General features: G+C 42.2%; 25 protein-coding genes, 1 rRNA gene and 2 other annotated features. All 26 genes read left to right on the top strand.

The window, feature by feature from the left end:
• Window positions 1–6 precede the first annotated feature (6 nt).
• The 26 genes from rrf (at window position 7) to rpoB (ending at window position 25,244) form a co-directional block, all read left to right on the top strand.
• A 5S ribosomal RNA gene (gene rrf, locus ACFQWC_RS22560) occupies window positions 7–123 on the top strand.
• A 459-nt stretch (window positions 124–582) separates the two neighbouring features.
• Window positions 583–1,044: a CtsR family transcriptional regulator gene (locus ACFQWC_RS22555; RefSeq protein WP_148971217.1), complete on the top strand. Its 462-nt coding sequence runs from the start codon at window positions 583–585 to the stop codon at window positions 1,042–1,044.
• Between the two features lie 19 nt (window positions 1,045–1,063).
• A complete protein-coding gene (gene mcsA / locus ACFQWC_RS22550) occupies window positions 1,064–1,612 on the top strand; it encodes a protein-arginine kinase activator protein McsA (protein ID WP_299746067.1) in 549 nt (182 codons plus the stop codon).
• Complete coding sequence (gene mcsB / locus ACFQWC_RS22545) at window positions 1,609–2,691, top strand: protein-arginine kinase McsB (protein WP_299746070.1); 1,083 nt, start codon at window positions 1,609–1,611, stop codon at window positions 2,689–2,691. Before mcsA ends, mcsB begins: the two co-directional genes overlap by 4 nt.
• A gap of 1 nt (window position 2,692) precedes the next feature.
• Window positions 2,693–5,140: an ATP-dependent protease ATP-binding subunit ClpC gene (gene clpC / locus ACFQWC_RS22540; protein WP_299746073.1), complete on the top strand. Its 2,448-nt coding sequence runs from the start codon at window positions 2,693–2,695 to the stop codon at window positions 5,138–5,140.
• A 480-nt stretch (window positions 5,141–5,620) separates the two neighbouring features.
• Window positions 5,621–6,997, top strand: coding sequence for a DNA repair protein RadA (gene radA / locus ACFQWC_RS22535; RefSeq protein ID WP_044340501.1), 1,377 nt, complete (start codon window positions 5,621–5,623; stop codon window positions 6,995–6,997).
• A 3-nt stretch (window positions 6,998–7,000) separates the two neighbouring features.
• The gene (disA, locus tag ACFQWC_RS22530; RefSeq protein WP_113970866.1) at window positions 7,001–8,074 is read left to right on the top strand and encodes a DNA integrity scanning diadenylate cyclase DisA; all 1,074 of its coding nucleotides are present in this window, start codon (window positions 7,001–7,003) and stop codon (window positions 8,072–8,074) included.
• A 214-nt stretch (window positions 8,075–8,288) separates the two neighbouring features.
• Window positions 8,289–9,380, top strand: coding sequence for a PIN/TRAM domain-containing protein (locus ACFQWC_RS22525; RefSeq protein ID WP_299746078.1), 1,092 nt, complete (start codon window positions 8,289–8,291; stop codon window positions 9,378–9,380).
• Between the two features lie 76 nt (window positions 9,381–9,456).
• Window positions 9,457–10,161: a 2-C-methyl-D-erythritol 4-phosphate cytidylyltransferase gene (gene ispD / locus ACFQWC_RS22520; protein ID WP_377109123.1), complete on the top strand. Its 705-nt coding sequence runs from the start codon at window positions 9,457–9,459 to the stop codon at window positions 10,159–10,161.
• On the top strand, window positions 10,154–10,630 hold the full coding sequence (ispF, locus tag ACFQWC_RS22515) for a 2-C-methyl-D-erythritol 2,4-cyclodiphosphate synthase (protein ID WP_299746083.1): 477 nt from the start codon (window positions 10,154–10,156) through the stop codon (window positions 10,628–10,630). The genes ispD and ispF overlap by 8 nt, the downstream gene beginning before the upstream one ends.
• Window positions 10,631–10,713: 83 nt before the next feature.
• Window positions 10,714–12,171, top strand: a complete 1,458-nt coding sequence (gene gltX, locus ACFQWC_RS22510) for a glutamate--tRNA ligase (protein ID WP_299746086.1) — start codon at window positions 10,714–10,716, stop codon at window positions 12,169–12,171.
• 43 nt (window positions 12,172–12,214) lie between these two features.
• Window positions 12,215–12,436 (top strand) — a binding site (T-box leader).
• Between the two features lie 72 nt (window positions 12,437–12,508).
• Window positions 12,509–13,159 (top strand): serine O-acetyltransferase, encoded by a 651-nt coding sequence (cysE, locus tag ACFQWC_RS22505; RefSeq protein WP_148971226.1) that lies wholly within the window; start codon window positions 12,509–12,511, stop codon window positions 13,157–13,159.
• The gene (cysS, locus tag ACFQWC_RS22500; protein ID WP_299746090.1) at window positions 13,156–14,556 is read left to right on the top strand and encodes a cysteine--tRNA ligase; all 1,401 of its coding nucleotides are present in this window, start codon (window positions 13,156–13,158) and stop codon (window positions 14,554–14,556) included. Before cysE ends, cysS begins: the two co-directional genes overlap by 4 nt.
• Entirely contained in the window at window positions 14,556–14,975 is a 420-nt protein-coding gene (locus ACFQWC_RS22495; RefSeq protein ID WP_113970873.1) for a Mini-ribonuclease 3, read from the top strand. The genes cysS and ACFQWC_RS22495 overlap by 1 nt, the downstream gene beginning before the upstream one ends.
• Window positions 14,976–14,977: 2 nt before the next feature.
• Window positions 14,978–15,721: a 23S rRNA (guanosine(2251)-2'-O)-methyltransferase RlmB gene (rlmB, locus tag ACFQWC_RS22490; RefSeq protein ID WP_148971229.1), complete on the top strand. Its 744-nt coding sequence runs from the start codon at window positions 14,978–14,980 to the stop codon at window positions 15,719–15,721.
• 6 nt (window positions 15,722–15,727) lie between these two features.
• Window positions 15,728–16,237: an NYN domain-containing protein gene (locus ACFQWC_RS22485; protein WP_299746109.1), complete on the top strand. Its 510-nt coding sequence runs from the start codon at window positions 15,728–15,730 to the stop codon at window positions 16,235–16,237.
• 77 nt (window positions 16,238–16,314) lie between these two features.
• The gene (gene sigH / locus ACFQWC_RS22480; protein ID WP_374056919.1) at window positions 16,315–16,959 is read left to right on the top strand and encodes an RNA polymerase sporulation sigma factor SigH; all 645 of its coding nucleotides are present in this window, start codon (window positions 16,315–16,317) and stop codon (window positions 16,957–16,959) included.
• 72 nt (window positions 16,960–17,031) lie between these two features.
• The gene (rpmG, locus tag ACFQWC_RS22475) at window positions 17,032–17,178 is read left to right on the top strand and encodes a 50S ribosomal protein L33 (protein WP_079534455.1); all 147 of its coding nucleotides are present in this window, start codon (window positions 17,032–17,034) and stop codon (window positions 17,176–17,178) included.
• Window positions 17,179–17,226: 48 nt separating this feature from the next.
• Window positions 17,227–17,406, top strand: a complete 180-nt coding sequence (gene secE / locus ACFQWC_RS22470) for a preprotein translocase subunit SecE (RefSeq protein ID WP_044340513.1) — start codon at window positions 17,227–17,229, stop codon at window positions 17,404–17,406.
• A gap of 171 nt (window positions 17,407–17,577) precedes the next feature.
• Entirely contained in the window at window positions 17,578–18,111 is a 534-nt protein-coding gene (nusG, locus tag ACFQWC_RS22465; RefSeq protein WP_098353402.1) for a transcription termination/antitermination protein NusG, read from the top strand.
• A gap of 175 nt (window positions 18,112–18,286) precedes the next feature.
• Window positions 18,287–18,712 (top strand): 50S ribosomal protein L11, encoded by a 426-nt coding sequence (gene rplK / locus ACFQWC_RS22460; RefSeq protein ID WP_032085258.1) that lies wholly within the window; start codon window positions 18,287–18,289, stop codon window positions 18,710–18,712.
• 119 nt (window positions 18,713–18,831) lie between these two features.
• Complete coding sequence (rplA, locus tag ACFQWC_RS22455; RefSeq protein ID WP_034766007.1) at window positions 18,832–19,533, top strand: 50S ribosomal protein L1; 702 nt, start codon at window positions 18,832–18,834, stop codon at window positions 19,531–19,533.
• Window positions 19,534–19,583: 50 nt separating this feature from the next.
• Window positions 19,584–19,728 (top strand) — a sequence feature (ribosomal protein L10 leader region).
• 42 nt (window positions 19,729–19,770) lie between these two features.
• Window positions 19,771–20,271, top strand: coding sequence for a 50S ribosomal protein L10 (gene rplJ / locus ACFQWC_RS22450; protein WP_299746133.1), 501 nt, complete (start codon window positions 19,771–19,773; stop codon window positions 20,269–20,271).
• A gap of 57 nt (window positions 20,272–20,328) precedes the next feature.
• Window positions 20,329–20,688, top strand: coding sequence for a 50S ribosomal protein L7/L12 (rplL, locus tag ACFQWC_RS22445; RefSeq protein WP_299746135.1), 360 nt, complete (start codon window positions 20,329–20,331; stop codon window positions 20,686–20,688).
• A 157-nt stretch (window positions 20,689–20,845) separates the two neighbouring features.
• Complete coding sequence (locus tag ACFQWC_RS22440; protein ID WP_299746137.1) at window positions 20,846–21,454, top strand: class I SAM-dependent methyltransferase; 609 nt, start codon at window positions 20,846–20,848, stop codon at window positions 21,452–21,454.
• Window positions 21,455–21,686: 232 nt separating this feature from the next.
• Window positions 21,687–25,244 (top strand): DNA-directed RNA polymerase subunit beta, encoded by a 3,558-nt coding sequence (rpoB, locus tag ACFQWC_RS22435; RefSeq protein ID WP_299746140.1) that lies wholly within the window; start codon window positions 21,687–21,689, stop codon window positions 25,242–25,244.
• The last annotated feature ends 30 nt before the right edge of the window (window positions 25,245–25,274 follow it).

Below are 25,274 nucleotides of genomic sequence, written 5' to 3'. Positions count from 1 at the left end.
AATTCGTCTGGTGACAATGGCGAAGAGGTCACACCCGTTCCCATGCCGAACACGGAAGTTAAGCTCTTCAGCGCCGATGGTAGTTGGGGGATCTCCCCCTGTGAGAGTAGGACGTCGCCAGGCAAATATGAAAAAGAGTAGCTCTTAGGAGCTGCTTTTTTTGTCGTTTGAATTTTTGAGATTGTGGATTGAACATCACTCCTCTATACAGCTGAAAAGATAAACTAATGCCCAATAAATCCAACTTTTTAGTGTAAGTAATCCATCCAAATTACTAACTTTCACTCTTCCTCAATCACACCAATAGACCATTCACCATTCCATCACATCACAGGTCGACCATCCTTCCACCCCTCTCCAAAAATCAACTCCCGACCCTTATCACTGCCCTCCCCGTATAAAAAAACACTCCCTCTCAATGCCCCATTTCCTAAAATCTATCCAACAAACTCACATTTTCACGTTTAAAACCTTCCTAAAACAGGAAAACTTCTAAGGTCAAACTTCATAATTGCAAAGTTTAAAACACGGTTGTATAATTATAGTCAAATATAGTCAAAGTCAAAATGAGGAGGAGGTTTGATGAGGAACATATCCGACATCATTGAACGTTATTTAAAGAATGTTTTAGAACTGAGTGAAAGTGAGATAGTCGAGATTAAAAGAAGCGAGATCGCTGATAAGTTTCAATGTGTTCCTTCTCAAATTAATTATGTGATCAATACCCGGTTCACGATAGAAAGAGGATATGTAGTAGAGAGTAAACGAGGTGGCGGGGGCTATATCAGAATTATGAAAGTAAAGGCCCACGATCAAGTTCATCTAATTGACCAGCTGGTAGCACTCATTACTCAGACGATCAGCCAGAATACGGCAGCTGATATTGTGTTTCGATTAGTAGAAGAGGATATTATCTCTGAACGGGAAGCAAAGATCATGCTGAGCGTAATGGACCGTTCGGTGATCATGGTCGATTTACCTGAACGGGACGTATTGAGGGGAAGAATGCTCAGGGCCATGCTGGATACATTGAAGTACGAGTAAGTTTTGAGAGGTGAGTAGGATGATTTGTCAAGAGTGTAATGAAAGACCTGCAACCCTTCATTTTACCAAGGTGATAAATGGGGAAAAGACAGAGGTTCATTTATGCGAGCAATGCGCTCAGGATAAGGGTGAAATGTTTATGTTTGATTCTTCTTCCGGCTTCTCAGTGAACAATCTATTGGCAGGTCTTCTTAATATAGCCCCTGCATTTAAGCAGGCAAAGGAAGCGGAAATACCCAAGACAGAGGTTTTACAGTGTGAAAAGTGTAAAATGACCTTGCAGCAATTCATTAATGTGGGAAGATTTGGGTGTGCTCATTGTTATGAGACGTTCAAAGATGAGCTGACTCCTCTATTAAAACGTGTTCATAGTGGAAATGTGGAGCATCACGGGAAGGTTCCGGAACGCATGGGCGGGGCCATTCATGTGAAGAAAAAAATTCAGCAGTTGAAGTCAGAACTGCAAACGATGATTGCGGATGAAGAGTTTGAAAAAGCAGCAGAGATACGAGACGAAATTCGCTCCCTGGAGAAAGATGTTAAAAAAGAGGGAGGAGATAAAGGATGAGTCTAGAGAGATTTTTACAAAATGCTGTTAGTTCTTGGATGAATGAAGAGGGACCGAATTCGGATATTGTTCTCAGCTCACGGGTTCGCCTCGCGAGGAACCTGACAGACTTTCGATTCTCTACTCTTTATTCTTCTGAGGAAGCAAAAGAAATTGTGGATCGCGTGAAGGATAAGCTCTCTTTATACCCGAAGAAATTAGGTGAATTAGAATTTTTACCTACAAGTGAGATTCAGCCACTCCAAAAGAGGGTATTGATGGAGAAACACCTTATTAGCCCTAACTTGGCAGAGGACACGAACTATGGGGCTGTCCTTTTATCCAGTGAAGAAGATATTAGCATAATGGTAAACGAAGAGGATCATATTCGAATACAGTGTTTATATCCAGGTTTACAATTGAAGGAAGCTTTACAGAGAGCGAATCAGATTGATGATTGGTTTGAAAGCGAATTTGATTTTGCTTTTGATGAGAAACATGGATATTTAACGACTTGTCCTACCAATGTAGGAACGGGGCTTAGAGCTTCTGTCATGATGCACTTGCCTGGTCTGGTCCTGACCCAGCAGTTAAATCGTATCATTCCTGCCATTAACCAATTAGGTCTGGTGGTAAGGGGGATTTATGGAGAAGGCAGCGAGGCGTTGGGAAACATCTTCCAGATTTCGAATCAGACGACACTCGGTAAGTCAGAGGAAGATATTGTGGAAGATTTGTTAAGTGTTGTGAAACAGATCATCGATAAAGAACAATCGGCAAGGGACGCATTAGTTAAAACGTCTAACATACAATTAGAAGATAGGATCTTTCGTTCACTTGGTGTGTTGGAGCACAGTCGAATTATTGAGTCCAAGGAAGCAGCTAAGTGTTTATCGGATGTCAGGCTTGGGATTGATTTAGGATACATCAAAGTCATATCTAAGAATATATTGAATGAACTAATGATTTTAACCCAACCGGGATTTTTACAACAATATTCTGGAGGTCCATTGAGACCAAATGAAAGAGATATAAGAAGGTCTTCTTTGATTCGAGAGCGAATTAAGTTAGATAAGGATACATGTGAGGAGGAAAAATAATATGATGTTTGGTCGATTTACAGAAAGAGCACAAAAGGTATTAGCGTTAGCTCAAGAAGAAGCGATTCGTTTGGCGCACAGTAATATTGGTACTGAACATATTTTATTGGGACTTGTCCGCGAGGGTGAAGGAATTGCCGCTAAAGCACTTACGGCGTTGGGACTGAGCCCTGAAAAGATTCAGAAAGAAGTGGAGGGGTTGATCGGGAAAGGAACCGAGAAATCTCAAACGATTCATTATACACCCAGAGCGAAGAAAGTGATTGAGCTTTCTATGGATGAGGCTCGTAAACTGGGACACTCATATGTAGGAACAGAACATATTTTATTAGGGTTAATTCGTGAAGGTGAAGGAGTAGCCGCTCGTGTACTCGGAAATCTTGGTGTCAGCTTAAATAAAGCAAGACAGCAAGTATTGCAGTTACTAGGAAGTAATGACTCAAGCAACCACCAGGGCGCGGGCAATGCCAATGCCAATACGCCTACCCTTGATAGCTTAGCCCGGGACTTAACGGCAATCGCCCGTGAAGGAAGCTTAGATCCGGTTATCGGACGAAGCAAAGAAATTCAGCGTGTCATTGAAGTTTTAAGTCGCCGTACGAAGAATAACCCGGTGTTAATCGGTGAGCCTGGTGTAGGTAAGACAGCGATTGCCGAGGGCCTTGCACAACAGATCATTGCAAATGAAGTGCCTGAAATCCTTCGGGATAAACGCGTAATGACCCTGGATATGGGTACAGTGGTAGCCGGTACGAAATACCGCGGTGAATTCGAGGATCGATTAAAGAAAGTAATGGATGAAATTCGTCAGGCAGGTAATATCATCCTGTTCATCGATGAGCTTCATACGTTAATCGGAGCAGGCGGAGCTGAAGGCGCCATCGATGCATCGAACATTTTAAAACCATCTCTTGCTCGTGGAGAGTTACAATGTATCGGTGCGACAACATTAGATGAGTACCGTAAATATATTGAAAAGGATGCTGCGCTGGAGCGTCGTTTCCAACCAATTCAAGTCAATGAGCCAACGGCAGAAGAGTCTATTCAGATTCTCAAGGGCTTACGCGATCGTTATGAAGCCCATCACCGCGTATCGATCACAGATGAAGCGATTGATGCGGCAGTGAAACTGTCTGATCGCTACATTTCAGACCGCTTCTTACCGGATAAGGCAATTGATTTAATTGATGAAGCTGGGTCTAAGGTGCGCTTACGTTCTTATACAACGCCGCCAAACCTGAAAGAGCTTGAAGCAAAGCTGGAAGAAATCCGTAAAGAGAAGGATGCAGCGGTTCAAAGCCAAGAGTTTGAAAAAGCAGCTTCTCTAAGAGATTCAGAGCAAAAGCTTCGTGAAGAGCTGGAAGAAACGAAGAACACATGGAAAGAAAAGCAAGGTCAGGAAAATACGGAAGTGACGGTAGAAGATATTGCGAAGGTTGTATCGAACTGGACGGGAGTGCCGGTATCGAAACTTGCCCAGACTGAGACGGATCGATTACTTAAGTTAGAAGAGATCCTTCATTCCAGAGTCATTGGTCAATCTGAAGCAGTCGTAGCAGTATCGAAAGCGGTCCGTCGTGCAAGAGCAGGGCTGAAAGATCCGAAGCGTCCGATTGGTTCCTTTATTTTCTTAGGACCGACAGGAGTAGGGAAAACGGAACTTGCCCGTGCATTAGCGGAATCTATGTTCGGTGACGAGGATGCCATGATCCGCATCGATATGTCTGAGTACATGGAGAAGCATTCGACTTCACGTTTAGTAGGTTCTCCTCCAGGGTATGTAGGATATGAAGAAGGCGGTCAGTTAACAGAAAAAGTTCGCCGTAAGCCATATTCCGTCGTACTTTTAGATGAAATTGAAAAGGCACATCCTGATGTATTTAACATCCTCCTTCAAGTCTTGGAAGATGGTCGTTTGACAGACTCAAAAGGAAGAACGGTAGACTTCAGAAACACGGTGTTGATCATGACATCCAACGTTGGCGCCCAGTCCCTTAAGAGCAACAAATATGTTGGGTTCAATATTCAAGATGGAAAGCAGGATTATAAGGATATGAAAGGTAAGGTAATGGAAGAGCTGAAACGTGCGTTCCGACCAGAGTTCCTTAACCGTATCGATGAAATCATTGTCTTCCACTCACTTGAAAAAGATCACCTGAAAGAGATTGTGACACTAATGTCAAACCAACTGACAAGTCGCTTGAAAGAGCAGGATATTCATTTAGAGCTATCTGCTGCTGCTAAAGAAAAAATAGCAGATGAAGGATTCGATCCTGAATACGGTGCGCGCCCACTGCGTCGGGCCATTCAGAAACATGTAGAGGATAAACTGTCAGAGGAGTTATTAAGAGGCAAGGTGCTGACAGGTCAGAATATTGTCATTGATGTAGAAGATAGTGAGTTTGTTGTAAAGGTAAAAGAAGAAGAAGCAGCTAATACTCCTACTTAATACAAAGGTGAAAAAAGAGGTACACGTTTATGTTTTTCGTGTACCTCTTTTATAATAATGGATACCTTTGATGAGCTCTGGAAAAGCTTGTCGCCTCTGGGCAAGCCACCTGCGCTTTTCATATTGTCTGGCTCCGCCGGCTAGGCCCTCGAGGTCATAAGTCAATCTCGCCAAAAAGGCAAAGACCGCCTTTTCAGCAAGCTCGACTTATGCTTGTCGGGCCTGAACGAGCCGGCTGCGCTTTTCATATTGTCTAGCTCCGGTGGCTAGAGGCTCGAGGTCATAAGCCAAGTTAACCAAAAAGGCAAAAAACGCCTTTCCGGTTAACTCGTCTTATGCTTGTCGCCTCTAAGCAAGCCACCTGTGCTTTTCGAAGGGTCCTAAATTGAATACAGTACATAAAACCGATACAATCATTTCGAATGGGTATTGTCATGAAATGTAAAAAAAACAAATAGAGTGAAAGAGGAGAAGAATAGATTGGCAAAGAAAAAGACAAAGTTTGTATGTTCATCATGTGGTTATGAGTCTGCTAAATGGATGGGCAAATGTCCAGGTTGTAACGAGTGGAACACGATGGTGGAAGAAGTTGAGATGACGGGGAAAAAGCCTCGAGGATCATTTATGCATTCTGAAAATAGCGGGCCCACTAAAGCAGAAAAGCTTATCTCAATCGAAACAAAGCAAGAACCAAGAGTATTGACTGAATCGAAAGAGCTGAATCGGGTGTTAGGTGGAGGAGTAGTTCCGGGTTCACTTGTGTTGATCGGTGGAGATCCCGGGATCGGGAAATCTACTTTATTGCTTCAGGTATCTTCCCAGCTTGCCGATCAAAAGCAGAAGGTGCTATATATATCCGGAGAAGAATCGATCAAGCAAACAAAACTTCGGGCAGATCGATTAAGTATTAAGTCGGATGATTTATATATATTTGCGGAAACGAATCTTGAATTGATCCATCAAACGATTGAACAAATCTCTCCTGATTTTGTCATCATCGACTCGATTCAAACGATTTTTCATCCTGAAGTGACGTCTGCTCCCGGTAGTGTTTCCCAGGTGAGGGAGTGTACAGCTGAATTAATGAGAATAGGAAAAACAAAAGGCATTGCCATCTTCATAGTAGGGCATGTTACAAAGGAAGGATCCATTGCCGGACCTCGTTTGCTGGAGCATATGGTAGATACCGTACTGTACTTTGAAGGGGAGCGCCATCATTCATATCGTATTTTAAGAGCCGTGAAGAATCGCTTCGGTTCCACGAATGAGATGGGGATTTTTGAAATGAAAGAGCTTGGTCTGGAGGAAGTCGCAAATCCTTCTGAGATATTCCTGGAGGAGCGCTCACAAGGCGCGGCAGGCTCAACGGTCGTTGCATCCATGGAAGGTACAAGACCTGTTCTGGTGGAGATACAAGCCCTTGTCACCCCGACCAGCTTCAATAACCCTAGACGAATGGCGACGGGGATCGATCATAGCCGTGTTTCACTCATTATGGCCGTGTTGGAGAAACGCGCAGGAATGCTATTGCAGCAGCAGGATGCTTATTTAAAAGTGGCAGGAGGGGTCAAACTGGATGAACCTGCGATTGATTTGGCTGTTGCCGCGAGTATTGCGTCCAGCTTCCGTGATAAAGCGTCCAGTGCTCATGATTGTATTATCGGAGAGGTCGGATTAACGGGTGAAATAAGAAGGGTGTCAAGAATTGAGCAACGTGTTCAAGAAGCGGCTAAACTAGGCTTTAGACGTGTGATTATTCCCCAAAATAACTTAAGTGGATGGCAGCCGCCTTCGGATATAGAGGTCACAGGAGTGTCAAATATAAACGAAGCGCTGGCTATTATTTTAGGAGGATAAGAAATGGAAGATAAGAAGGCAAGAGAAAAGTCCATGTCGGATATATTGCAATTTGTTGCTCCAGGTGCTCCGATAAGAGATGGCATCGATAATGTTCTGAGAGCCAATACGGGCGGCCTTATTGTCGTTGGTTACAATGATAAGGTGAAATCTGTACTGGATGGCGGATTTCATATCAATTGTGCTTTTTCACCAAGCTATCTGTATGAGCTTGCCAAGATGGATGGGGCCATCATCCTGAATGAAGCGGGTACGAAGATCATTTTGGCAAACGCTCAGTTGGCTCCCGATGTGTACGTTCCCTCTACCGAAACGGGAATGAGACACCGCACGGCAGAGCGGGTTGCCAGGCAGACCAATGCCCTTGTCATCGCTATTTCGCAACGTAGAAACGTGATCACGTTGTATCAAGGGAATTTTCGATATGCTTTAAAGGATATCTCTGTCATCTTAACGAAGGCCAACCAGGCGATTCAAACTCTGGAGAAGTATAAGGTGGTTCTCGATCAGAGTATCTCTAATCTATCGGTTCTGGAGTTTGAGGAGCTTGTGACACAAAGCGACCTACTGCAAGTTCTTCACAGATTCGAAATGGTATTAAGGATTAAAAACGAGTTATTGACCTATTTAAGCGAGCTGGGTGTCGAAGGAAGATTGATACGCCTTCAGATGAATGAGCTATTGGCAGATATTGAAGATGAGGCGATGCTCATTATTAGGGATTATTCTCAGGAAAGAAATATAAAGCCGTTCGAACTACTCTATAAATTTCAGGAGCTTGTCCATTCAGAAGTATTAGAGGATAATGTCCTATTAAAATTATTAGGCTATCATGGGTATGTTCATCACGATGATGCCATCTATCCAAGAGGATATCGCGTGTTGAATAAGATCCCACGGTTACCGATTGTGATCATCGAAAACCTTATTACCAGGTTCGAAACCCTTCCCCATGTAGTGAGTGCTTCAGTGGATGATTTGGATGAAGTGGAAGGAATAGGAGAGGTCAGGGCACGGAAAATCAAAGAGGGATTAAAACTGATCAAAGAACAAACGTTTGCCGATCGACAGTTATAGGTATGTGGTCCTGTATTTGCCATACAGGGGATAATTGAAGCATTTTCAAAAAATTGACAGTCTTTAAGAGACATGTTAGCCTTCACTTAAGGAAGCTAGTAAAATGGGATAAGTATATCAAAATGGTTTCCAAAGTATTAAATTTAAAATTTTCAAGGGCTAAGACGTTTCAAAAATAGCAAATTGTTTATAATGAATAGGAGGAGGTGAGGGAATGTTAAAAAGAATCGTTCAAGCGTGCTTCCTTATAGTCGGGGGAACACTGGGGATATTTCTGCTTCCCGAATTATTTACCGTCATAAATTTATCAGACATTCCTTTAATTAATAACCCTTATATGACTGCTATATTTGGTGCCATTATTTTTTATATTCTTTCGTTTTGGGCAGTCGAGTATGTCGTCAATTTCGTCAAGTGGTTTGAAGATAGTTTAGTAAAAGCTCCAGTAACGGATCTGTTATTTGGCAGTTTAGGACTTATTATCGGTCTTTTTGTTGCGTATCTGTTTGGGATTCCTTTCAATCAAATGGAGATCCCGATTGTCAACACAGTGGTTCCGATTCTATTAACGCTGATTCTTGGTTATTTAGGCTTTCAAGTTGGCTTTAAGAAAAGGGATGAGCTGGTCGGTCTGTTTGGTACTACAAATAAAGGCAAGAAAAAAGGGACTGACGAAGATTCTGATGAAGCGGGTGTGAAAACGCTGAAGATACTGGATACGAGTGTGATTATCGATGGTCGTATCGCAGATATCTGTCAAACTGGATTTTTAGAAGGAATTGTCGTCATTCCACAGTTTGTGCTGGAAGAGCTTCAGCATATTGCGGATTCTTCAGATGTTTTGAAACGAAACCGTGGCAGGCGTGGACTTGATATCCTGAATCGAATTCAAAAGGAGCTCCCTGTAGAGGTTCAGATTTATGAAGGTGACTTTGAGGAAATTCAGGAAGTTGATTCGAAGCTTGTGAAATTAGCGAAGCTTACGAATGGGATCGTTGTCACGAATGATTTCAACTTGAATAAAGTATGCGATCTTCAAGGTGTACAAGTATTAAATATCAATGACTTGGCCAATGCCGTTAAGCCAGTTGTATTACCTGGAGAAGAATTGAAGGTTCAGGTAATCAAAGACGGTAAAGAACATAATCAAGGAATCGCCTATCTCGATGATGGTACGATGATTGTAGTGGAAGAGGGACGCAATTATATCGGCAAGTATATCGATGTACTTGTGACGTCTGTTCTTCAAACCTCTGCGGGTCGAATGATCTTTGCGAAGCCGAAGCAATTAGAAAAAGCTTTATAAGTAATCTTTGCCCTGACTCTATTGATTCAGTGAGGTATAATAAATAGTATTACTCGAGTGTTAAAGGAGTTATCGTATGGAATATGAAGTTGTCATTCCGGCTGCAGGGCAAGGGAAACGAATGAAAGCAGACAAGAATAAACTGCTCCTCGAGCTGAATAGCTGTCCAGTCATTATTCATACACTGCGCGTTTTTGAACTTGACTCCCATTGTCAGGGTATCTATTTAGCGATTCATCCATCGGAGCGAGATGAGTTCAAAAGTTTATTAGACCGCTTTGGTATTAAAAAGGTCGTTAAGCTTGTAGATGGCGGGGAAGAAAGACAGCATAGTGTATACAACGCATTGCTTGAGGTTGATCATGAAATTGTTCTTGTACACGACGGGGCAAGACCTTTTATTAAAGAATCCACGATTCACCAATTAGTAGAAAAAACTCAATCAACAGGAGCCGCCATTGCCGCTGTTCCTGTTAAAGATACGATCAAAAAAGTGATGGATGGAGAAGTCGAGGAAACGATTGAACGCTCAAGCTTGTGGATGGTTCAAACTCCACAAGCTTTTCGTGTTTCATTGTTGAAAAGAGCGCACGGGGAAGCGGAGCAAGATGGTTTCCTTGGCACAGACGATGCTTCTCTAGTAGAAAGAATGGATGTTATGGTTGCTGTTGTGGAGAGTGATTATGACAATATTAAACTGACAACACCTGAGGACTTATATTTTGCTGAGGCCATTTTGAAGAAGCAAGAGGAAATGAGTGGAGGAGACAACCATGTTTAGGATCGGACAAGGATTTGATGTTCATCAATTAGTAGAAGACAGACCCCTTATTATGGGAGGCATAACCATACCATATGAAAAAGGGTTATTAGGTCATTCAGATGCAGATGTACTATTACATGCTGTAGCGGATGCATGTTTGGGGGCGATTGCCGCTGGGGATATCGGAAAACACTTTCCAGACACAGATCCTGAATTCAAGGATGCAGATTCAGCTAAGCTTCTCGAGCATGTATGGGCTCTTGTGAAAGAGGAAGGCTATGAATTAGGGAATATCGATTGCACGATCATTGCTCAGAAACCAAAGATGGCTCCTTATATCGACGAAATGAGACAAAGCATCGCAACCCTATTAGAAGCGGATAGTACGCAAGTGAACGTGAAAGCCACAACCTCAGAGAAGCTTGGTTTTACTGGAAGAGGCGAAGGGATCGCAGCGCAAACCACCGTGTTGATCAAAAAGAAGTAAGGGGACAAATTCGCTTTATTCCCTTTCATAACGGTGTTAAAATAGGTCAGAGACTTTAATGCAGGAAAAGAGGAGGAAATCAAATGACAAAAGAAGTACGCGTCCGTTATGCTCCAAGTCCAACGGGTCATTTACATATTGGGAATGCAAGAACCGCTTTATTTAATTACTTATACGCTCGCAGTGTAGGTGGAAAGTTCATCATCCGTATTGAAGACACGGATAAGAAACGTAATATTGAAGGCGGAGAAGAAAGTCAGCTTAAATATCTTCAATGGCTTGGAATTGATTGGGACGAAAGCGTAGATAAGCCTGGTGACTATGGCCCTTATCGCCAATCAGAGCGTAATCATATTTATGAGCAATATTTAAATGAGCTGTTAGAAAGCGGACAAGCTTATAAATGCTACTGTACGGAAGAAGAGCTGGAAGCGGAACGCGAAGCTCAATCAGCATCAGGCCAAATGCCCCGCTATTCCGGTAAATGCCGTAACCTGACAAAAGAAGATCAAGAGAGATTAGCTGCAGAAGGACGTCAACCAAGTATTCGTTTCCGTGTGCCTGCAGGGAAAGTATATTCTTTCAATGATATTGTGAAAGAAGATGTGGCATTTGAATCAGACGGAATCGGTGATTTTGTCATCGCGAAAAAAGACGGTACACCTACATATAACTTTGCCGTTGCAGTAGACGATTACCTGATGAAAATTTCACACGTTCTACGTGGAGAAGATCATATTTCCAATACACCAAAGCAATTAATGATTTTTGAAGCTCTTGGATGGGAAGCTCCTGTTTACGGGCATATGACATTAATCGTTAATGAAAGCCGTAAGAAACTGAGTAAGCGTGATGAAAGTATCATTCAGTTCATCGAACAATACGAAGCATTGGGTTATTTACCAGAAGCTTTATTCAACTTCATAGCGCTACTCGGCTGGTCTCCTAAAGGAGAAGAAGAGATATTTTCTAAAGATGAGTTTATTGAAATCTTTGATCCGGCGCGTCTATCTACTTCTTCTGCCCTGTTCGATAACCAGAAGCTAACATGGATGAACAATCAATACATGAAGAATTTAGAATTAGAGCAAGTGGTGGAGTTATCCCTTCCTCACTTAATCAGCGCTGGTAAATTAGAAGAGAATATGTCTGACGAGCAGCGTGAATGGACGAGTCGCGTCATTTCTTTATACCAGGAGCAAATGAGCTTCGGTGCTGAAATCGTGGAGCTGTCTGAAATGTTCTTCAAAACAGATCTTGAATATGATGAAGAGGCGAAAGCGGTGTTGGAAGAGGAGCAGGTCCCTGAAGTACTTCAAGCTTTCTTGAACGAGATTGAAGCTCTTGAAAATTATGAAGCAGCAGAAATCAAATCGTCTATCAAAGCGGTGCAAAAGTCGACTGGTCATAAAGGGAAGAAGCTGTTTATGCCGATCCGTGTAGCGGTAACAGGACAGACACATGGTCCTGAATTACCGAATGCGATTGAGCTTTTAGGGAAAGATACCGTTAAACATCGTCTTCAAAGTCTTTTAGGTTAACATTTTGGATGTTATGTAATATAGTAAGAGTATCACAATAAATGATATCGCGTTGATGAGGAGAAGTAAGAAAAGGATGCTTAGTAGAGAGAACCATCACCGGCTGAAAGTGGTTTAAGCCCCTCCGATTCTGAAATGCACCTCTGAGCCCGTTACTGAAATATAGTAGGTAAAGGCGGCTTCCTACCGTTAACAGGATTCGAGTTGGAGAAGGGTATTTTTCTTCTCAATCAGAGTGGAACCGCGCTACCTAAGCGTCTCTGTCAGTTTATTGACAGAGGCGTTTTTTTATTGTTAAGTGCTTATATTTTTAAAAAAGGAAGGGGGATGGATCCGAATGTTTAAGTCATTTAGGGAAGATATAGAAGTAGTGTTTGATCAGGATCCGGCTGCCAGGAATTATCTCGAGGTCATCCTTACGTATTCGGGTCTTCATGCCATATGGGCCCATCGCATAGCCCATGCTTTTTTCAAAAGGAAATTCTTTTTTATCGCTCGCGTTATTTCGCAGGTAAGCCGCTTTTTCACCGGGGTTGAGATTCACCCAGGGGCAAAAATCGGCCGCCGATTTTTCATTGATCATGGTATGGGAGTCGTGATTGGTGAAACGTGTGAAATCGGAGATAATGTTACGCTCTTTCAAGGGGTGACCCTTGGTGGAACAGGCAAAGAAAAAGGGAAGCGGCATCCTACGATCCAGGATAATGCTCTTATCGCCACGGGAGCGAAAGTATTAGGATCGATTGTAGTTGGGGAAAATTCTAAGGTAGGGGCTGGATCGGTCGTGCTGAAAGATGTTCCCCCAAATTCAACCGTCGTCGGTATTCCGGGGAAGGTCGTCATTCAGGATGGCGTCAAGATACAGAAGGATCTGAATCACTGTGATCTCCCCGATCCGATGAATGATCGTATGAAGCAACTGGAAATGGAATTGAACGAGGTAAAATCATTATTAAGGGAATATGAAGGAAGGAGTCGATCATATTGACGATTCGTTTATATAACACATTGACAAGAAAAAAAGAGGAATTTATACCCCTGGAAGAGGGTAAAGTCAAAATGTATGTGTGCGGGCCGACGGTTTATAACTATATTCATATAGGAAATGCACGCCCGGCCATTGTCTTCGATACGGTGAGACGCTATTTGGAATACAGAGGCTTTGATGTTCACTTTGTCTCTAACTTCACAGATGTGGATGATAAATTGATTCGTGCGGCAAATGAGCTGGGAGTGGATGTTCCGACGGTTGCCCAGCGCTTTATCCAGGCGTACTTTGAAGATACCGGAGCACTTGGATGCAAGAAAGCGGATGTTCATCCGACTGTAACAGACAATATTGATGCCATCATTGATTTTATCTCTGCTCTTGTGGAGAAAGGGTTTGCTTACGAATCACAAGGTGACGTTTATTATCGTACAAGAAAGTTTGATGGATACGGTAAGCTTTCTCATCAGCCGATCGATGAGCTTAAAGCAGGCGCCCGCATAGATGTAGGGGATAAAAAAGAAGATGCTCTTGATTTCGTATTATGGAAAGCGGCGAAAGAAGGGGAAATTTCTTGGGAAAGCCCTTGGGGTGAAGGCCGTCCCGGCTGGCATATTGAGTGCTCTGCCATGGCAAAGCGCTACTTGGGGGATACCATCGATATTCACGCCGGGGGCCAGGATTTAACCTTCCCTCATCACGAGAATGAAATCGCACAATCAGAAGCACTTACAGGAAAGCCATTCGCAAAGTACTGGATGCACAATGGATATATTAATATTGATAATGAGAAAATGTCTAAATCACTTGGGAATTTTGTATTGGTTCATGACATCATTAAAGAACAGGATCCACAAGTCCTTCGTTTCTTTATGCTATCTGTTCATTATCGTCATCCTATCAACTACAATTTAGAGCTTCTTCAAAATGCAGAGTCCGCTTTAGATAGAATTAAGACAGCTTATGAGAACTTGAAGCACCGTAAGGAATCGAGTACAGACCTGACGGATAACAACCGGGAATGGCTGGACAAAATCGCTGAATTAAAAGCGCAGTTCATCTCTGAAATGGATGATGATTTTAACACAGCCAACGGAATTTCCGTCTTATTCGAATTATCCAAGCAAGCCAATTATTATTTAATGGAGAAAAATACAGCTACAGAAGTGATTGATATGTTCTTGAGCCAATTCGAAGACTTCTTCTCTGTCCTGGGGCTAAGCCTTCAGGAAGCAGAACTGTTGGACGAAGAAGTGGAAGAACTGATCGAGAAACGCGTTCAGGCACGTAAAGATCGGAACTTCCAATTAGCAGATGAAATTCGTGACACATTAAAAGAGATGAATATCATCTTGGAAGATACTCCTCAAGGCATTCGCTGGAAAAGAGGGTCTTAATGCTTCACGAGATAAATGAACAAATCGATGCGAAACAAATCAATGCACTTGCACTGGCTTATATGGGGGATGCTGTATATGAAACGTATGTACGGCAGCTCCTCTTAACAAAAGGAAAAATCAAGCCGAATCAGCTGCACAGAGCGGCGACGAAGTATGTGTCTGCTAAAGCTCAAGCGGCTATTCTCAGAACGTTGTTCGATCAGGACGTCTTAACGGAAGAAGAGATATCGATTGTCAAGCGCGGCCGGAATGCGAAATCCGGAACAACGCCAAAAAATACGGATGTACAAACGTATAAACACAGCACTGCTTTTGAGGCGCTTATTGGATATTTGTTTTTACTTAATCGGACAGAGCGATTAGAGGAACTGTTGAAGATGATATTTGAACAAGCCCAGGCAGGAAAGGAGGAGTAGAAATGAGTAAAGATTTTATCGGAGGAAGAAATCCGGTTATGGAAGCATTGAAGTCGGGAAGGGATATCAATAAGATTTGGATTGCAGAAGGTTCCCAGAAAGGCTCCATCCAGCAAATTGTTGGACTTGCCAAAGAATCGAATGTGATGGTTCAATACGTTCCGAAGAAGAAGATAGAACAAATGGTAGCGGAAAATCATCAAGGGGTAGTGGCCTCTGTAGCTGCTTATCAGTATGCGGAAATCGATGATTTGTTTCATAGGGCCGAACAAAAAGGGGAAGATCCATTCATACTGATCCTGGATGAATTAGAGGATCCTCATAACCTGGGTTCGATCATGAGAACAGCGGATGCTGCTGGTGCCCATGGAATCATCATCCCGAAGAGGAGAGCAGTGGGGCTGACGTCAACGGTAGCGAAAGCTTCAACGGGTGCCATTGAGCACATTCCGGTTGCACGTGTAACCAACCTGTCCAGAGCGGTTGATGAACTGAAAGAACGTGGTGTATGGGTGGCAGGAACGGATGCGAAAGGAAAGCAGGATTTCCGCCAATTGGATGGTACGCTGCCTATCGGCTTGATTATCGGAAGTGAAGGTAAAGGGATGAGCCGAATACTTAGAGATAAATGTGATTTCCTTGTTCAGTTGCCAATGGTCGGCCATGTAACATCATTAAACGCTTCGGTGGCAGCTAGTATTTTAATGTATGAGGTCTATCGTAAACGCCACCCGTTGGGAGAATAGAGAGACATGGATATTCTCCTTGTGGACGGCTATAACATAATCGGTGCCTGGTCAGAGCTGAATGAGTTGAAACATAAGGATTTGGCCGCAGCGAGAGATCGCCTTGTAGAACTAATGGCTGAATATCAAGGATATACCGGCTACCGGGTCATTGTCGTTTTTGATGCTTATTACGTTCAGGGAATTGCACGTAAATATAGAAATTATAAGGTGGAAGTCATTTTCACGAAAGAAAATGAAACAGCGGATGAACGAATTGAAAAATTAGCCATTGAGTTAAGTAATATTAAAACTCAAATTCATGTAGCCACTTCTGATTTCACGGAGCAATGGGCGATCTTTGGCCAGGGAGCCCTCCGTAAATCAGCAAGGGAGCTGCACACAGAAGTAAAAGTCATCGAAAAAAAGATTGAAAGAAAAGTACGGAATTCAAGTGATAAAAGGCCGGCTTCCAAGATCCAATTATCAGATGAAGTTGCTGAAATTTTCGAAAAATGGCGCCGCGGGGAACAATGAGAGGTTGACGATTGAATTTTCTGTAATGTATAATATTTCTATCTATTGTTTTGCGCGGGGGGATGTGTGTGAGCAATATCACCAGGACAGAAGCATTTGATAATCGATTAGAAGGCATGGATGATGAAGAGATCATAGAAGCCGTCCATCAGGGTCACAGCGAAGCGTTAGATTTCTTAATCAGGAAATATCGTAATTTTGTAAGAGCGAAAGCCCGCTCGTATTTCTTAATTGGGGCAGATAAGGAAGATATCGTCCAGGAGGGTATGATTGGATTATACAAGGCGATCCGTGATTATAAAGAGGACAAGCTGACTTCTTTTAAAGCGTTTGCAGAGCTTTGTATCACAAGACAAATCATTACAGCCATTAAGACAGCCACGAGACAGAAGCATATACCATTGAATTCGTATGTTTCATTGGACAAGCCCATTTATGACGACGAGTCAGACCGAACGCTCTTAGATGTTATTTCAGGTGCGAAAGTAATGGATCCGGAAGCGCTGATAATCAATCGTGAAGAATTCGATAATATGGAAGACAAGATGGCTCAGTTATTAAGTGATCTTGAGAGGAAAGTACTGGCTCTCTATTTAGACGGTCAATCCTATCAGGAGATCTCTGAAGAACTGAACCGCCATGTGAAATCCATCGACAATGCCTTGCAGCGAGTGAAAAGAAAGCTCGAACGATACTTGGAAGTTCGCGAAATAACGATGTAAAGTCATATTGACACAAATTGGTTGTCGTGTTATTTTTGATAGGACTTACTATGGATAGTATAGGTGGAATATATGACTACTAAATTAATACTTGCTTGTACGGTGTGTGGTTCCAGGAATTATAGTGTACCGGGTAATCGTAATCAAGCAGTTCGATTAGAATTGAAGAAATTCTGTAATACATGTAATGCTCACACCCTACACAAAGAAACAAAATAGTGGAGCACCAAGTCTTGCGTATTGATATTAGTTGGAGGTTACAAACGGATGTTTAAATTCTTTCGCAATGTTGCATCAGAAATGAGAAAGGTCAGCTGGCCTAAACGTAAAGAGTTAACACGCTATACGATTACCGTTATTACGACAGTGGTATTTGTTGCCCTTTTCTTTGCTGTCATTGACCTGGGCATCTCAGAACTTATGCGATTGATCATTGGTTCTAAGTAAGAGAAACATAGAATTAGTTGTATATATACCGTGAAATCATGGTATAATGAATGTTAATAGAGTACATGACCTTAGAGCCCGTTATCTTTTTACGGGTTTTTTCATTTGGAGAAAAAAAGGCGGATAAGTATTCTTAAACAGCGAGGAGGGACGGACGTTTAGTCCTATTAAATGGAGAAAAATTGGTATGTAGTTCATACTTATTCAGGATATGAGAACAAGGTTAAAGCGAACCTTGAGAAACGTGTTGAAACGATGGGGATGCAAGACAAAATCTTCCGCGTGATCGTACCTGAAGAAGAAGAGACAGATTTCAAGAACGGTAAGAAGAAAGTCGTTAAGAAGAAGGTCTTCCCTGGTTATGTGATCGTGGAAATCGTCATGACGGATGATTCCTGGTACGTTGTTCGTAACACGCCTGGAGTTACCGGGTTTGTCGGTTCATCAGGTTCAGGTTCAAAGCCTACTCCTTTATTACCCGAAGAAGTGACAAATCTTCTGAAGCAAATGGGTATGACAGAGAAAAAGGTAGAGATCGACTTCGAATTAGGAGAAACAGTAAAAGTAAACGAAGGTCCGTTTGCGAACTTTACCGGCTCAATCGAAGAGATTGATAATGCGAAAGCAAAAGTGAAAGTTCATGTTAATATGTTTGGCAGAGATACCCCGGTAGAACTGGATTTCTCCCAAATTGATAAATTATAATGGAAAAGAACTTGAAATCATTCTGAAAAAATGGTACTATTTCATAAGTCAGTGCGTCTCCGCAAAGAGATACTGAAACTAATAGACGTTCTTTATGTTGATAAAGACATTTTTTACATGAGTGGGAGGGTGAAAAACCCAATAACCACATCACGGACTTAAGGAGGTGTGTCTCGTGGCTAAAAAAGTTATTAAAATGGTTAAATTGCAGATTCCTGCCGGTAAAGCTAATCCAGCTCCACCAGTTGGTCCTGCACTAGGTCAAGCAGGTGTTAACATCATGGGATTCTGTAAGGAATTCAATGCTCGTACAGCAGATCAAGCTGGCTTAATCATTCCTGTTGAAATTACGGTATTTGAAGACCGTTCATTTACATTCATCACAAAAACTCCACCCGCTGCAGTTTTACTTAAAAAAGCAGCTGGTATCGAGTCTGGTTCAGGCGAACCAAACAGCAAGAAAGTGGCAACACTTAAACGCGACAAAGTACGTGAAATTGCTGAAACAAAAATGCCTGACTTAAATGCAGCTAGTGTTGAATCAGCTATGCGCATGGTAGAAGGAACTGCGCGCAGCATGGGTATCGTCATCGAAGACTAATCCCTGCTTCGTTAAAGGTCCTGTTGAACGAGGTTGCGATGATGAAATGTACGTTTCACTCGCAACCTTATTTCGTGGGAGGTTATTCCGCTAAAACCACATATAGGAGGAAATTTAAAATGGCAAAAAAAGGCAAAAAGTTTCTTGAAGCTCAAAAGCTTGTAGATCGTACTACAGCTTACTCAGTTGAAGAAGCAATCGAATTAGTAAAGAAAACAAACTTCGCTAAGTTTGACGCAACGATCGAAGTAGCGTTCCGCTTAGGTGTAGATACTCGTAAGAATGACCAGCAAATCCGTGGAGCAGTTGTACTTCCACACGGAACTGGTAAAACTCAAAAAGTTCTTGTGTTCGCTAAAGGTGATAAAGCAAAAGAAGCAGAAGCTGCTGGCGCTGATTTCGTAGGTGATGCAGAACTAATCAACAAAATCAACCAAGGTTGGTTCGAGTTCGATGTTATCGTAGCCACTCCTGACATGATGGGTGAAGTTGGTAAGCTTGGTCGTGTATTAGGACCTAAAGGTTTAATGCCAAACCCTAAAACTGGAACAGTTACATTCGACGTGACTAAAGCTGTCAATGAAATCAAAGCTGGTAAAGTTGAATACCGTGCTGACAAATCAGGTAACGTACACGTTCCTGTTGGAAAGATTTCTTTCGACAACGAAAAGCTTGTTGAAAACTTTGCTACAATGTATGAAACAATGCTTAAAGTTAAACCTGCAGCTGCAAAAGGAACTTACATGAAAAACGTTTCTGTAACTTCTACAATGGGACCTGGCGTTAAAGTCGATCCTTCAACTTTCGCAGTTAAGGCATAATTTGGTATTGACTTACCTTGAGCTAATGATTATAATTAGTTCTGTTGTTAAAAACGAATACATTTGTACCGTAGACAGTAGGTGCTCATTCAGAGCTTAATGTCCTGCCGAGGTAATTGCGATAAAATAACCGCTTATAGCGTGTTTGCAATGCCCTTATGTCTACCTTGATATAAGGGCATTTTTTATTGGATGACGGTATAAATGTTCATCAGTCAATCTACAGGAGGTGTAATGATGAGCAGCATTCTAGAACAAAAGAAACATATCGTTGGAGAAATCTCTGACAAGCTAAAAAACAGTGTATCTACAATCATTGTAGATTACCGTGGTCTGGATGTTTCCGAAGTAACTGAGCTTCGTAAACAACTTCGTGAAGCTGGCATCGACTTCAAAGTGTACAAAAACACTATGGTTCGTCGTGCGGCAGAAGAAGCTGGTCTTGAAGGGTTAAACGAATTCTTAACGGGTCCTAACGCGATCGCGTTCAGTACTGAAGAAGTAGTTGCACCTGCAAAGATTCTTAACAGCTTTGCTAAAGAACACGAAGCACTTGAAATCAAGACGGGTGTCATTGAAGGAACAATCACTTCAGTTGAGGATGTTAAAGCAATCGCTGAACTTCCAAACCGTGAAGGACTTCTTTCTATGCTACTCAGCGTGCTTCAAGCTCCAATGCGCAACTTTGCATTGGCGACAAAAGCCGTTGCAGATCAAAAAGAAGAGCAAGGCGCGTAAGTTAAAGCAAGTCGTTTAAATAAAAATTAAGCAAACATTACAAGGAGGAAATTTAAAATGAGTAAAGAGCAAATCATTGACGCGATTAAAGAAATGTCAGTTCTTGAATTAAATGATCTAGTTAAAGCAATCGAAGAAGAATTCGGAGTAACTGCTGCTGCACCTGTAGCTGTAGCTGCTGGTGGCGGAGACGCTGCTGCAGAAAAAACTGAATTCGACGTAATCCTTGAGAGCGCTGGATCTCAAAAAATCAAAGTTATCAAAGTTGTTCGTGAAATCACAGGTCTTGGCCTTAAAGAAGCGAAAGAAATGGTTGATAACACTCCAAAAGCTCTTAAAGAAGGTATTTCTAAAGAGGAAGCTGAAGAACTTAAAGCTAAACTTGAAGAAGTTGGAGCTGGCGTAGAAGTTAAGTAATGATTTTATAGATGAAAAGCTCGCTATATTTGGCGGGCTTTTTTCTTGTCTGGCACCTAACAGTAAGTAAACAATTGCGTTTATCGTCCGTTACCTTCATTTCCTTTTGGGAAAGATGGTTAATAGACTTGATGTACCAAAGGATGGAGATGATATAATGACCGATCACTATTATTCTCATAACCCTGATGTAGAGAGTAACCCCCAAACGATCGCCTTTGAATTGAGAGGACATGCGTTCCGTTTTAAAACGGATCAAGGTGTTTTTTCGAAGAAGGAAGTTGACTTTGGTTCAAGAGCTTTGATTGAAACGTTTAAATTACCAGACGTAACGGGTCCGTTACTGGATGTCGGTTGCGGGTATGGTCCAATCGGTTTGTCTTTAGCGAAAGAAAATGATAATCGTATGGTTCATATGATTGATGTAAACGAGAGAGCGTTGTCTTTAGCAAAAGAAAATGCTAGAGAGAATAAAGTTCAAAACGTGAGCATCTACCAAAGTGACCGATTTACGAATGTCGTTGAAACGGAATTTGCGGCCATTTTAACAAACCCGCCGATAAGAGCAGGGAAAGAAACGGTTCATTCGATTCTTGAAACTAGTTATGACTACCTGAAGGAGAATGGTGAATTGTGGGCCGTTATACAGAAGAAACAAGGCGCTCCATCTGCCATGGATAAAATGGAAGAATTGTTTACAAATGTAGAAATTGTCGCCAGGAAAAAGGGTTACTACATCTTGAAATCGGTAAAAGAAATCCGTTGACGTAGCTTTACTGCTATGATAACATTATAAAATGCAAAAATATTATTTTCCGGTATTATGTCCATATGTATACATATTGGATAAATTGGAAAAGATTATAAAATAATAGTTCGTAATATGAAAATGAGGTTTTATCATTAAAACCCTTTTTCTTTTTGTCTTGTGTAGAGTAGCATTCCTACTTGAAGGCATATAGACACAACCAAAACGCTTGATTTGAGGGGTGAATCAGTTGACAGGTCAACTAGTTCAGTATGGACGACACCGCCAACGCAGAAGTTTTGCGCGTATCAGTGAAGTTTTAGAATTACCGAATTTAATCGAAATTCAAACTTCCTCGTATCAATGGTTTCTTGATGAGGGGTTAAGAGAAATGTTCCGTGACATTTCTCCGATTGAGGACTTCACTGGTAATCTCTCTTTAGAATTTATTGATTATAGTCTGGGAGAGCCAAAGTACTCGGTGGAAGAATCAAAGGAAAGAGATGTTACTTACTCTGCACCGCTTAGAGTGAAAGTCCGTCTTGTGAACAAGGAAACAGGAGAAGTAAAAGATCAAGACGTATTTATGGGTGATTTCCCATTAATGACAGACACAGGTACTTTTGTCATTAATGGTGCTGAGCGCGTTATCGTATCTCAGTTAGTACGTTCACCTAGTGTTTACTTTAGCGGAAAAGTAGATAAGAACGGAAAGAAAGGGTTTACTGCTACCGTTATACCAAACCGCGGAGCTTGGCTTGAGTATGAAACAGATGCGAAAGATGTTGTATATGTGCGAATTGATCGAACTCGCAAACTACCGGTAACGGTTCTTTTACGTGCCCTTGGGTTTGGCTCTGATCAAGAAATCATCGATTTGATCGGTGATAATGAGTACATTCGTAACACGCTCGAGAAAGACAACACGGAAGGTATCGACAAGGCATTGCTCGAGATTTACGAGCGTCTGCGTCCGGGAGAGCCTCCTACAGTAGAAAATGCTAAAAGTTTACTCGTTTCTCGTTTCTTTGATCCTAAGCGTTATGACTTAGCAAACGTTGGACGTTACAAAATGAACAAAAAGCTTCACATTAAGAACCGTTTATTCGGTCAAACTCTAGCAGAAACTCTAGCAGATCCGGAAACGGGTGAGATTCTGGCGGAGAAAGGCACGGTTCTTGATCGCCGCGCTCTTGATAAGGTCATTCCTTATTTAGAAAATGGCATCGGGTTTAAGAACTACCAACAGTCAGGTGGCGTGTTAGAAGAAGACGTCGTTCTTCAATCTATCAAAATCTATTCTCCTAACGAAGAGGGAGAATTTGAGATTAATGTCATCAGCAATGCGTATGTTGAAGAAGAGGTTAAGTACATTACACCTGCAGATATCATCTCTTCTATTTCTTACTTCTTTAACTTATTACACGGAGTAGGACTAACGGATGATATTGACCATTTAGGGAACCGTCGTTTACGTTCGGTAGGTGAATTGCTTCAAAACCAATTCCGCATCGGTTTATCACGTATGGAGCGTGTCGTTCGTGAAAGAATGTCCATTCAGGATACGAACACGATCACGCCTCAACAACTGATCAACATTCGTCCTGTTATCGCATCAATTAAAGAGTTCTTTGGAAGCTCTCAATTGTCTCAATTTATGGATCAAACGAATCCTCTTGCAGAGTTAACGCACAAACGTCGTCTTTCTGCTTTAGGACCTGGTGGATTAACGCGTGAACGTGCAGGATTCGAAGTGCGTGACGTACATTACTCCCACTATGGTCGTATGTGTCCGATTGAAACGCCTGAGGGACCAAACATCGGACTGATCAACTCACTTTCTTCATTTGCGAAAGTGAATAAATTCGGCTTTATCGAAACGCCGTATCGTCGTGTTGACCCTGATACCGGGAAAGTAACCGATCGTATCGATTACTTGACAGCAGACGAAGAAGATAACTATGTAGTGGCACAAGCAAACGCACGTCTAGGTGATGACGGTGCATTCCTTGATGAAGAAGTCATTGCTCGTTTCCGTGGTGAAAACACGGTCATCAAGCGTGAACGTCTGGACTACATGGATGTATCTCCTAAACAAGTAGTATCAGCTGCGACAGCATGTATTCCTTTCTTAGAGAACGATGACTCCAACCGTGCTCTTATGGGAGCGAACATGCAGCGTCAAGCAGTACCTTTAATGAATCCAGAATCACCGATCGTCGGAACAGGTATGGAACACGTATCAGCCAAAGACTCTGGTGCCGCCGTGATTTGTAAATATGAAGGTATTGTAGAAAAGGTTGAAGCGAAACAAGTTTGGGTGCGTCGTGTGAAAGAAATCGACGGTCAAGAAGTAAAAGGTGACCTCGATAAATATCGTATGCAAAAATTCATCCGTTCAAACCAGGGAACATGTTACAACCAGCGTCCAATCGTAAGTGAAGGCGACCGTGTCGTAAAAGGAGAAATCCTTGCTGATGGTCCTTCAATGGAAAAGGGAGAACTCGCCTTAGGACGTAACGTAATGGTTGGATTCATGACTTGGGACGGTTACAACTATGAAGATGCGATCATCATGAGTGAACGTCTTGTAAAGGACGATGTATATACTTCTATTCATATTGAAGAATATGAGTCTGAATCCCGTGATACGAAATTAGGACCAGAAGAAATCACTCGTGATATTCCAAACGTTGGTGAAGATGCACTTCGCAATCTTGATGAACGTGGAATCATCCGCATCGGTGCTGAAGTGAAAGACGGCGACCTACTTGTTGGTAAAGTAACGCCTAAAGGTGTAACAGAGTTGACTGCTGAAGAACGCTTGTTACATGCAATCTTCGGTGAGAAAGCTCGCGAAGTGCGGGATACATCTCTTCGTGTACCACATGGTGGCGGGGGAATCATCCTCGATGTTAAAGTCTTCAATCGTGAAGACGGCGACGAATTGCCTCCAGGTGTAAACCAGCTTGTCCGTGTATACATCGTTCAGAAACGTAAGATTTCTGAAGGTGACAAAATGGCTGGTCGTCACGGTAACAAGGGTGTTATTTCAAGAATTCTTCCTGAAGAAGACATGCCGTTCTTACCAGACGGTACACCGATCGATATCATGTTAAACCCGTTAGGGGTACCATCTCGTATGAATATCGGACAGGTGCTGGAGCTTCACTTAGGTATGGCAGCAAGATATCTTGGTGTTCATGTCGCTTCACCGGTATTTGATGGAGCGCGTGAGGAAGACGTATGGGCAACCATTGAAGAAGCAGGTATGGCACGTGATGCGAAAACCGTTCTTTATGATGGTAGAACAGGTGAACCGTTTGATAACCGTGTATCAGTTGGTATCATGTATATGATCAAGCTTGCTCACATGGTTGATGACAAACTTCACGCTCGTTCAACTGGTCCTTATTCACTTGTTACGCAGCAGCCACTTGGAGGTAAAGCTCAATTCGGTGGACAGCGTTTCGGTGAGATGGAGGTATGGGCACTTGAAGCTTATGGTGCTGCTTACACTCTACAAGAAATTCTAACGGTTAAGTCTGATGATGTTGTGGGTCGTGTGAAAACATACGAAGCCATTGTCAAAGGTGAAAACGTTCCTGAACCAGGAGTTCCGGAATCATTCAAAGTTCTGATCAAAGAGCTTCAAAGTTTAGGTATGGATGTTAAGATCCTCTCTAGTACCGAAGAAGAAATCGAAATGCGTGACTTAGAGGATGAAGAAGAAGTACAACAAGCAGACACGCTAAATATCTCTGAATCTAATGCACAAGAATCCGAGACAGTAGGGTCTAAAGAATAAATTTAGAGCAATTAGGGTTAGAGCCTGTAG

It is taken from the genome of Rossellomorea sp. GCM10028870 (assembly GCF_042666755.1).
GTDB lineage: Bacteria > Bacillota > Bacilli > Bacillales > Bacillaceae_B > Rossellomorea.
Note: the sequence above shows the minus strand (reverse complement) of the source record. Positions and strands in the feature narration are given on the sequence as shown.

What these genes read in the sequence shown, in the direction of transcription:
- ACFQWC_RS22485 (WP_299746109.1), top strand. Translation starts at nt 15,728, where the DNA reads ATGGATATTCTCCTTGTGGACGGCTATAACATAATCGGTGCCTGGTCA.
- rpmG (WP_079534455.1), top strand. Translation starts at nt 17,032, where the DNA reads ATGACTACTAAATTAATACTTGCTTGTACGGTGTGTGGTTCCAGGAAT.
- rplJ (WP_299746133.1), top strand. Translation starts at nt 19,771, where the DNA reads ATGAGCAGCATTCTAGAACAAAAGAAACATATCGTTGGAGAAATCTCT.
- secE (WP_044340513.1), top strand. Translation starts at nt 17,227, where the DNA reads ATGTTTAAATTCTTTCGCAATGTTGCATCAGAAATGAGAAAGGTCAGC.
- rplA (WP_034766007.1), top strand. Translation starts at nt 18,832, where the DNA reads ATGGCAAAAAAAGGCAAAAAGTTTCTTGAAGCTCAAAAGCTTGTAGAT.
- disA (WP_113970866.1), top strand. Translation starts at nt 7,001, where the DNA reads ATGGAAGATAAGAAGGCAAGAGAAAAGTCCATGTCGGATATATTGCAA.
- mcsA (WP_299746067.1), top strand. Translation starts at nt 1,064, where the DNA reads ATGATTTGTCAAGAGTGTAATGAAAGACCTGCAACCCTTCATTTTACC.
- rlmB (WP_148971229.1), top strand. Translation starts at nt 14,978, where the DNA reads ATGAGTAAAGATTTTATCGGAGGAAGAAATCCGGTTATGGAAGCATTG.
- gltX (WP_299746086.1), top strand. Translation starts at nt 10,714, where the DNA reads ATGACAAAAGAAGTACGCGTCCGTTATGCTCCAAGTCCAACGGGTCAT.
- ACFQWC_RS22495 (WP_113970873.1), top strand. Translation starts at nt 14,556, where the DNA reads ATGCTTCACGAGATAAATGAACAAATCGATGCGAAACAAATCAATGCA.
- rplL (WP_299746135.1), top strand. Translation starts at nt 20,329, where the DNA reads ATGAGTAAAGAGCAAATCATTGACGCGATTAAAGAAATGTCAGTTCTT.
- ispF (WP_299746083.1), top strand. Translation starts at nt 10,154, where the DNA reads ATGTTTAGGATCGGACAAGGATTTGATGTTCATCAATTAGTAGAAGAC.
- mcsB (WP_299746070.1), top strand. Translation starts at nt 1,609, where the DNA reads ATGAGTCTAGAGAGATTTTTACAAAATGCTGTTAGTTCTTGGATGAAT.
- ACFQWC_RS22525 (WP_299746078.1), top strand. Translation starts at nt 8,289, where the DNA reads ATGTTAAAAAGAATCGTTCAAGCGTGCTTCCTTATAGTCGGGGGAACA.
- clpC (WP_299746073.1), top strand. Translation starts at nt 2,693, where the DNA reads ATGATGTTTGGTCGATTTACAGAAAGAGCACAAAAGGTATTAGCGTTA.
- ACFQWC_RS22555 (WP_148971217.1), top strand. Translation starts at nt 583, where the DNA reads ATGAGGAACATATCCGACATCATTGAACGTTATTTAAAGAATGTTTTA.
- ACFQWC_RS22440 (WP_299746137.1), top strand. Translation starts at nt 20,846, where the DNA reads ATGACCGATCACTATTATTCTCATAACCCTGATGTAGAGAGTAACCCC.
- cysE (WP_148971226.1), top strand. Translation starts at nt 12,509, where the DNA reads ATGTTTAAGTCATTTAGGGAAGATATAGAAGTAGTGTTTGATCAGGAT.
- ispD (WP_377109123.1), top strand. Translation starts at nt 9,457, where the DNA reads ATGGAATATGAAGTTGTCATTCCGGCTGCAGGGCAAGGGAAACGAATG.
- nusG (WP_098353402.1), top strand. Translation starts at nt 17,578, where the DNA reads ATGGAGAAAAATTGGTATGTAGTTCATACTTATTCAGGATATGAGAAC.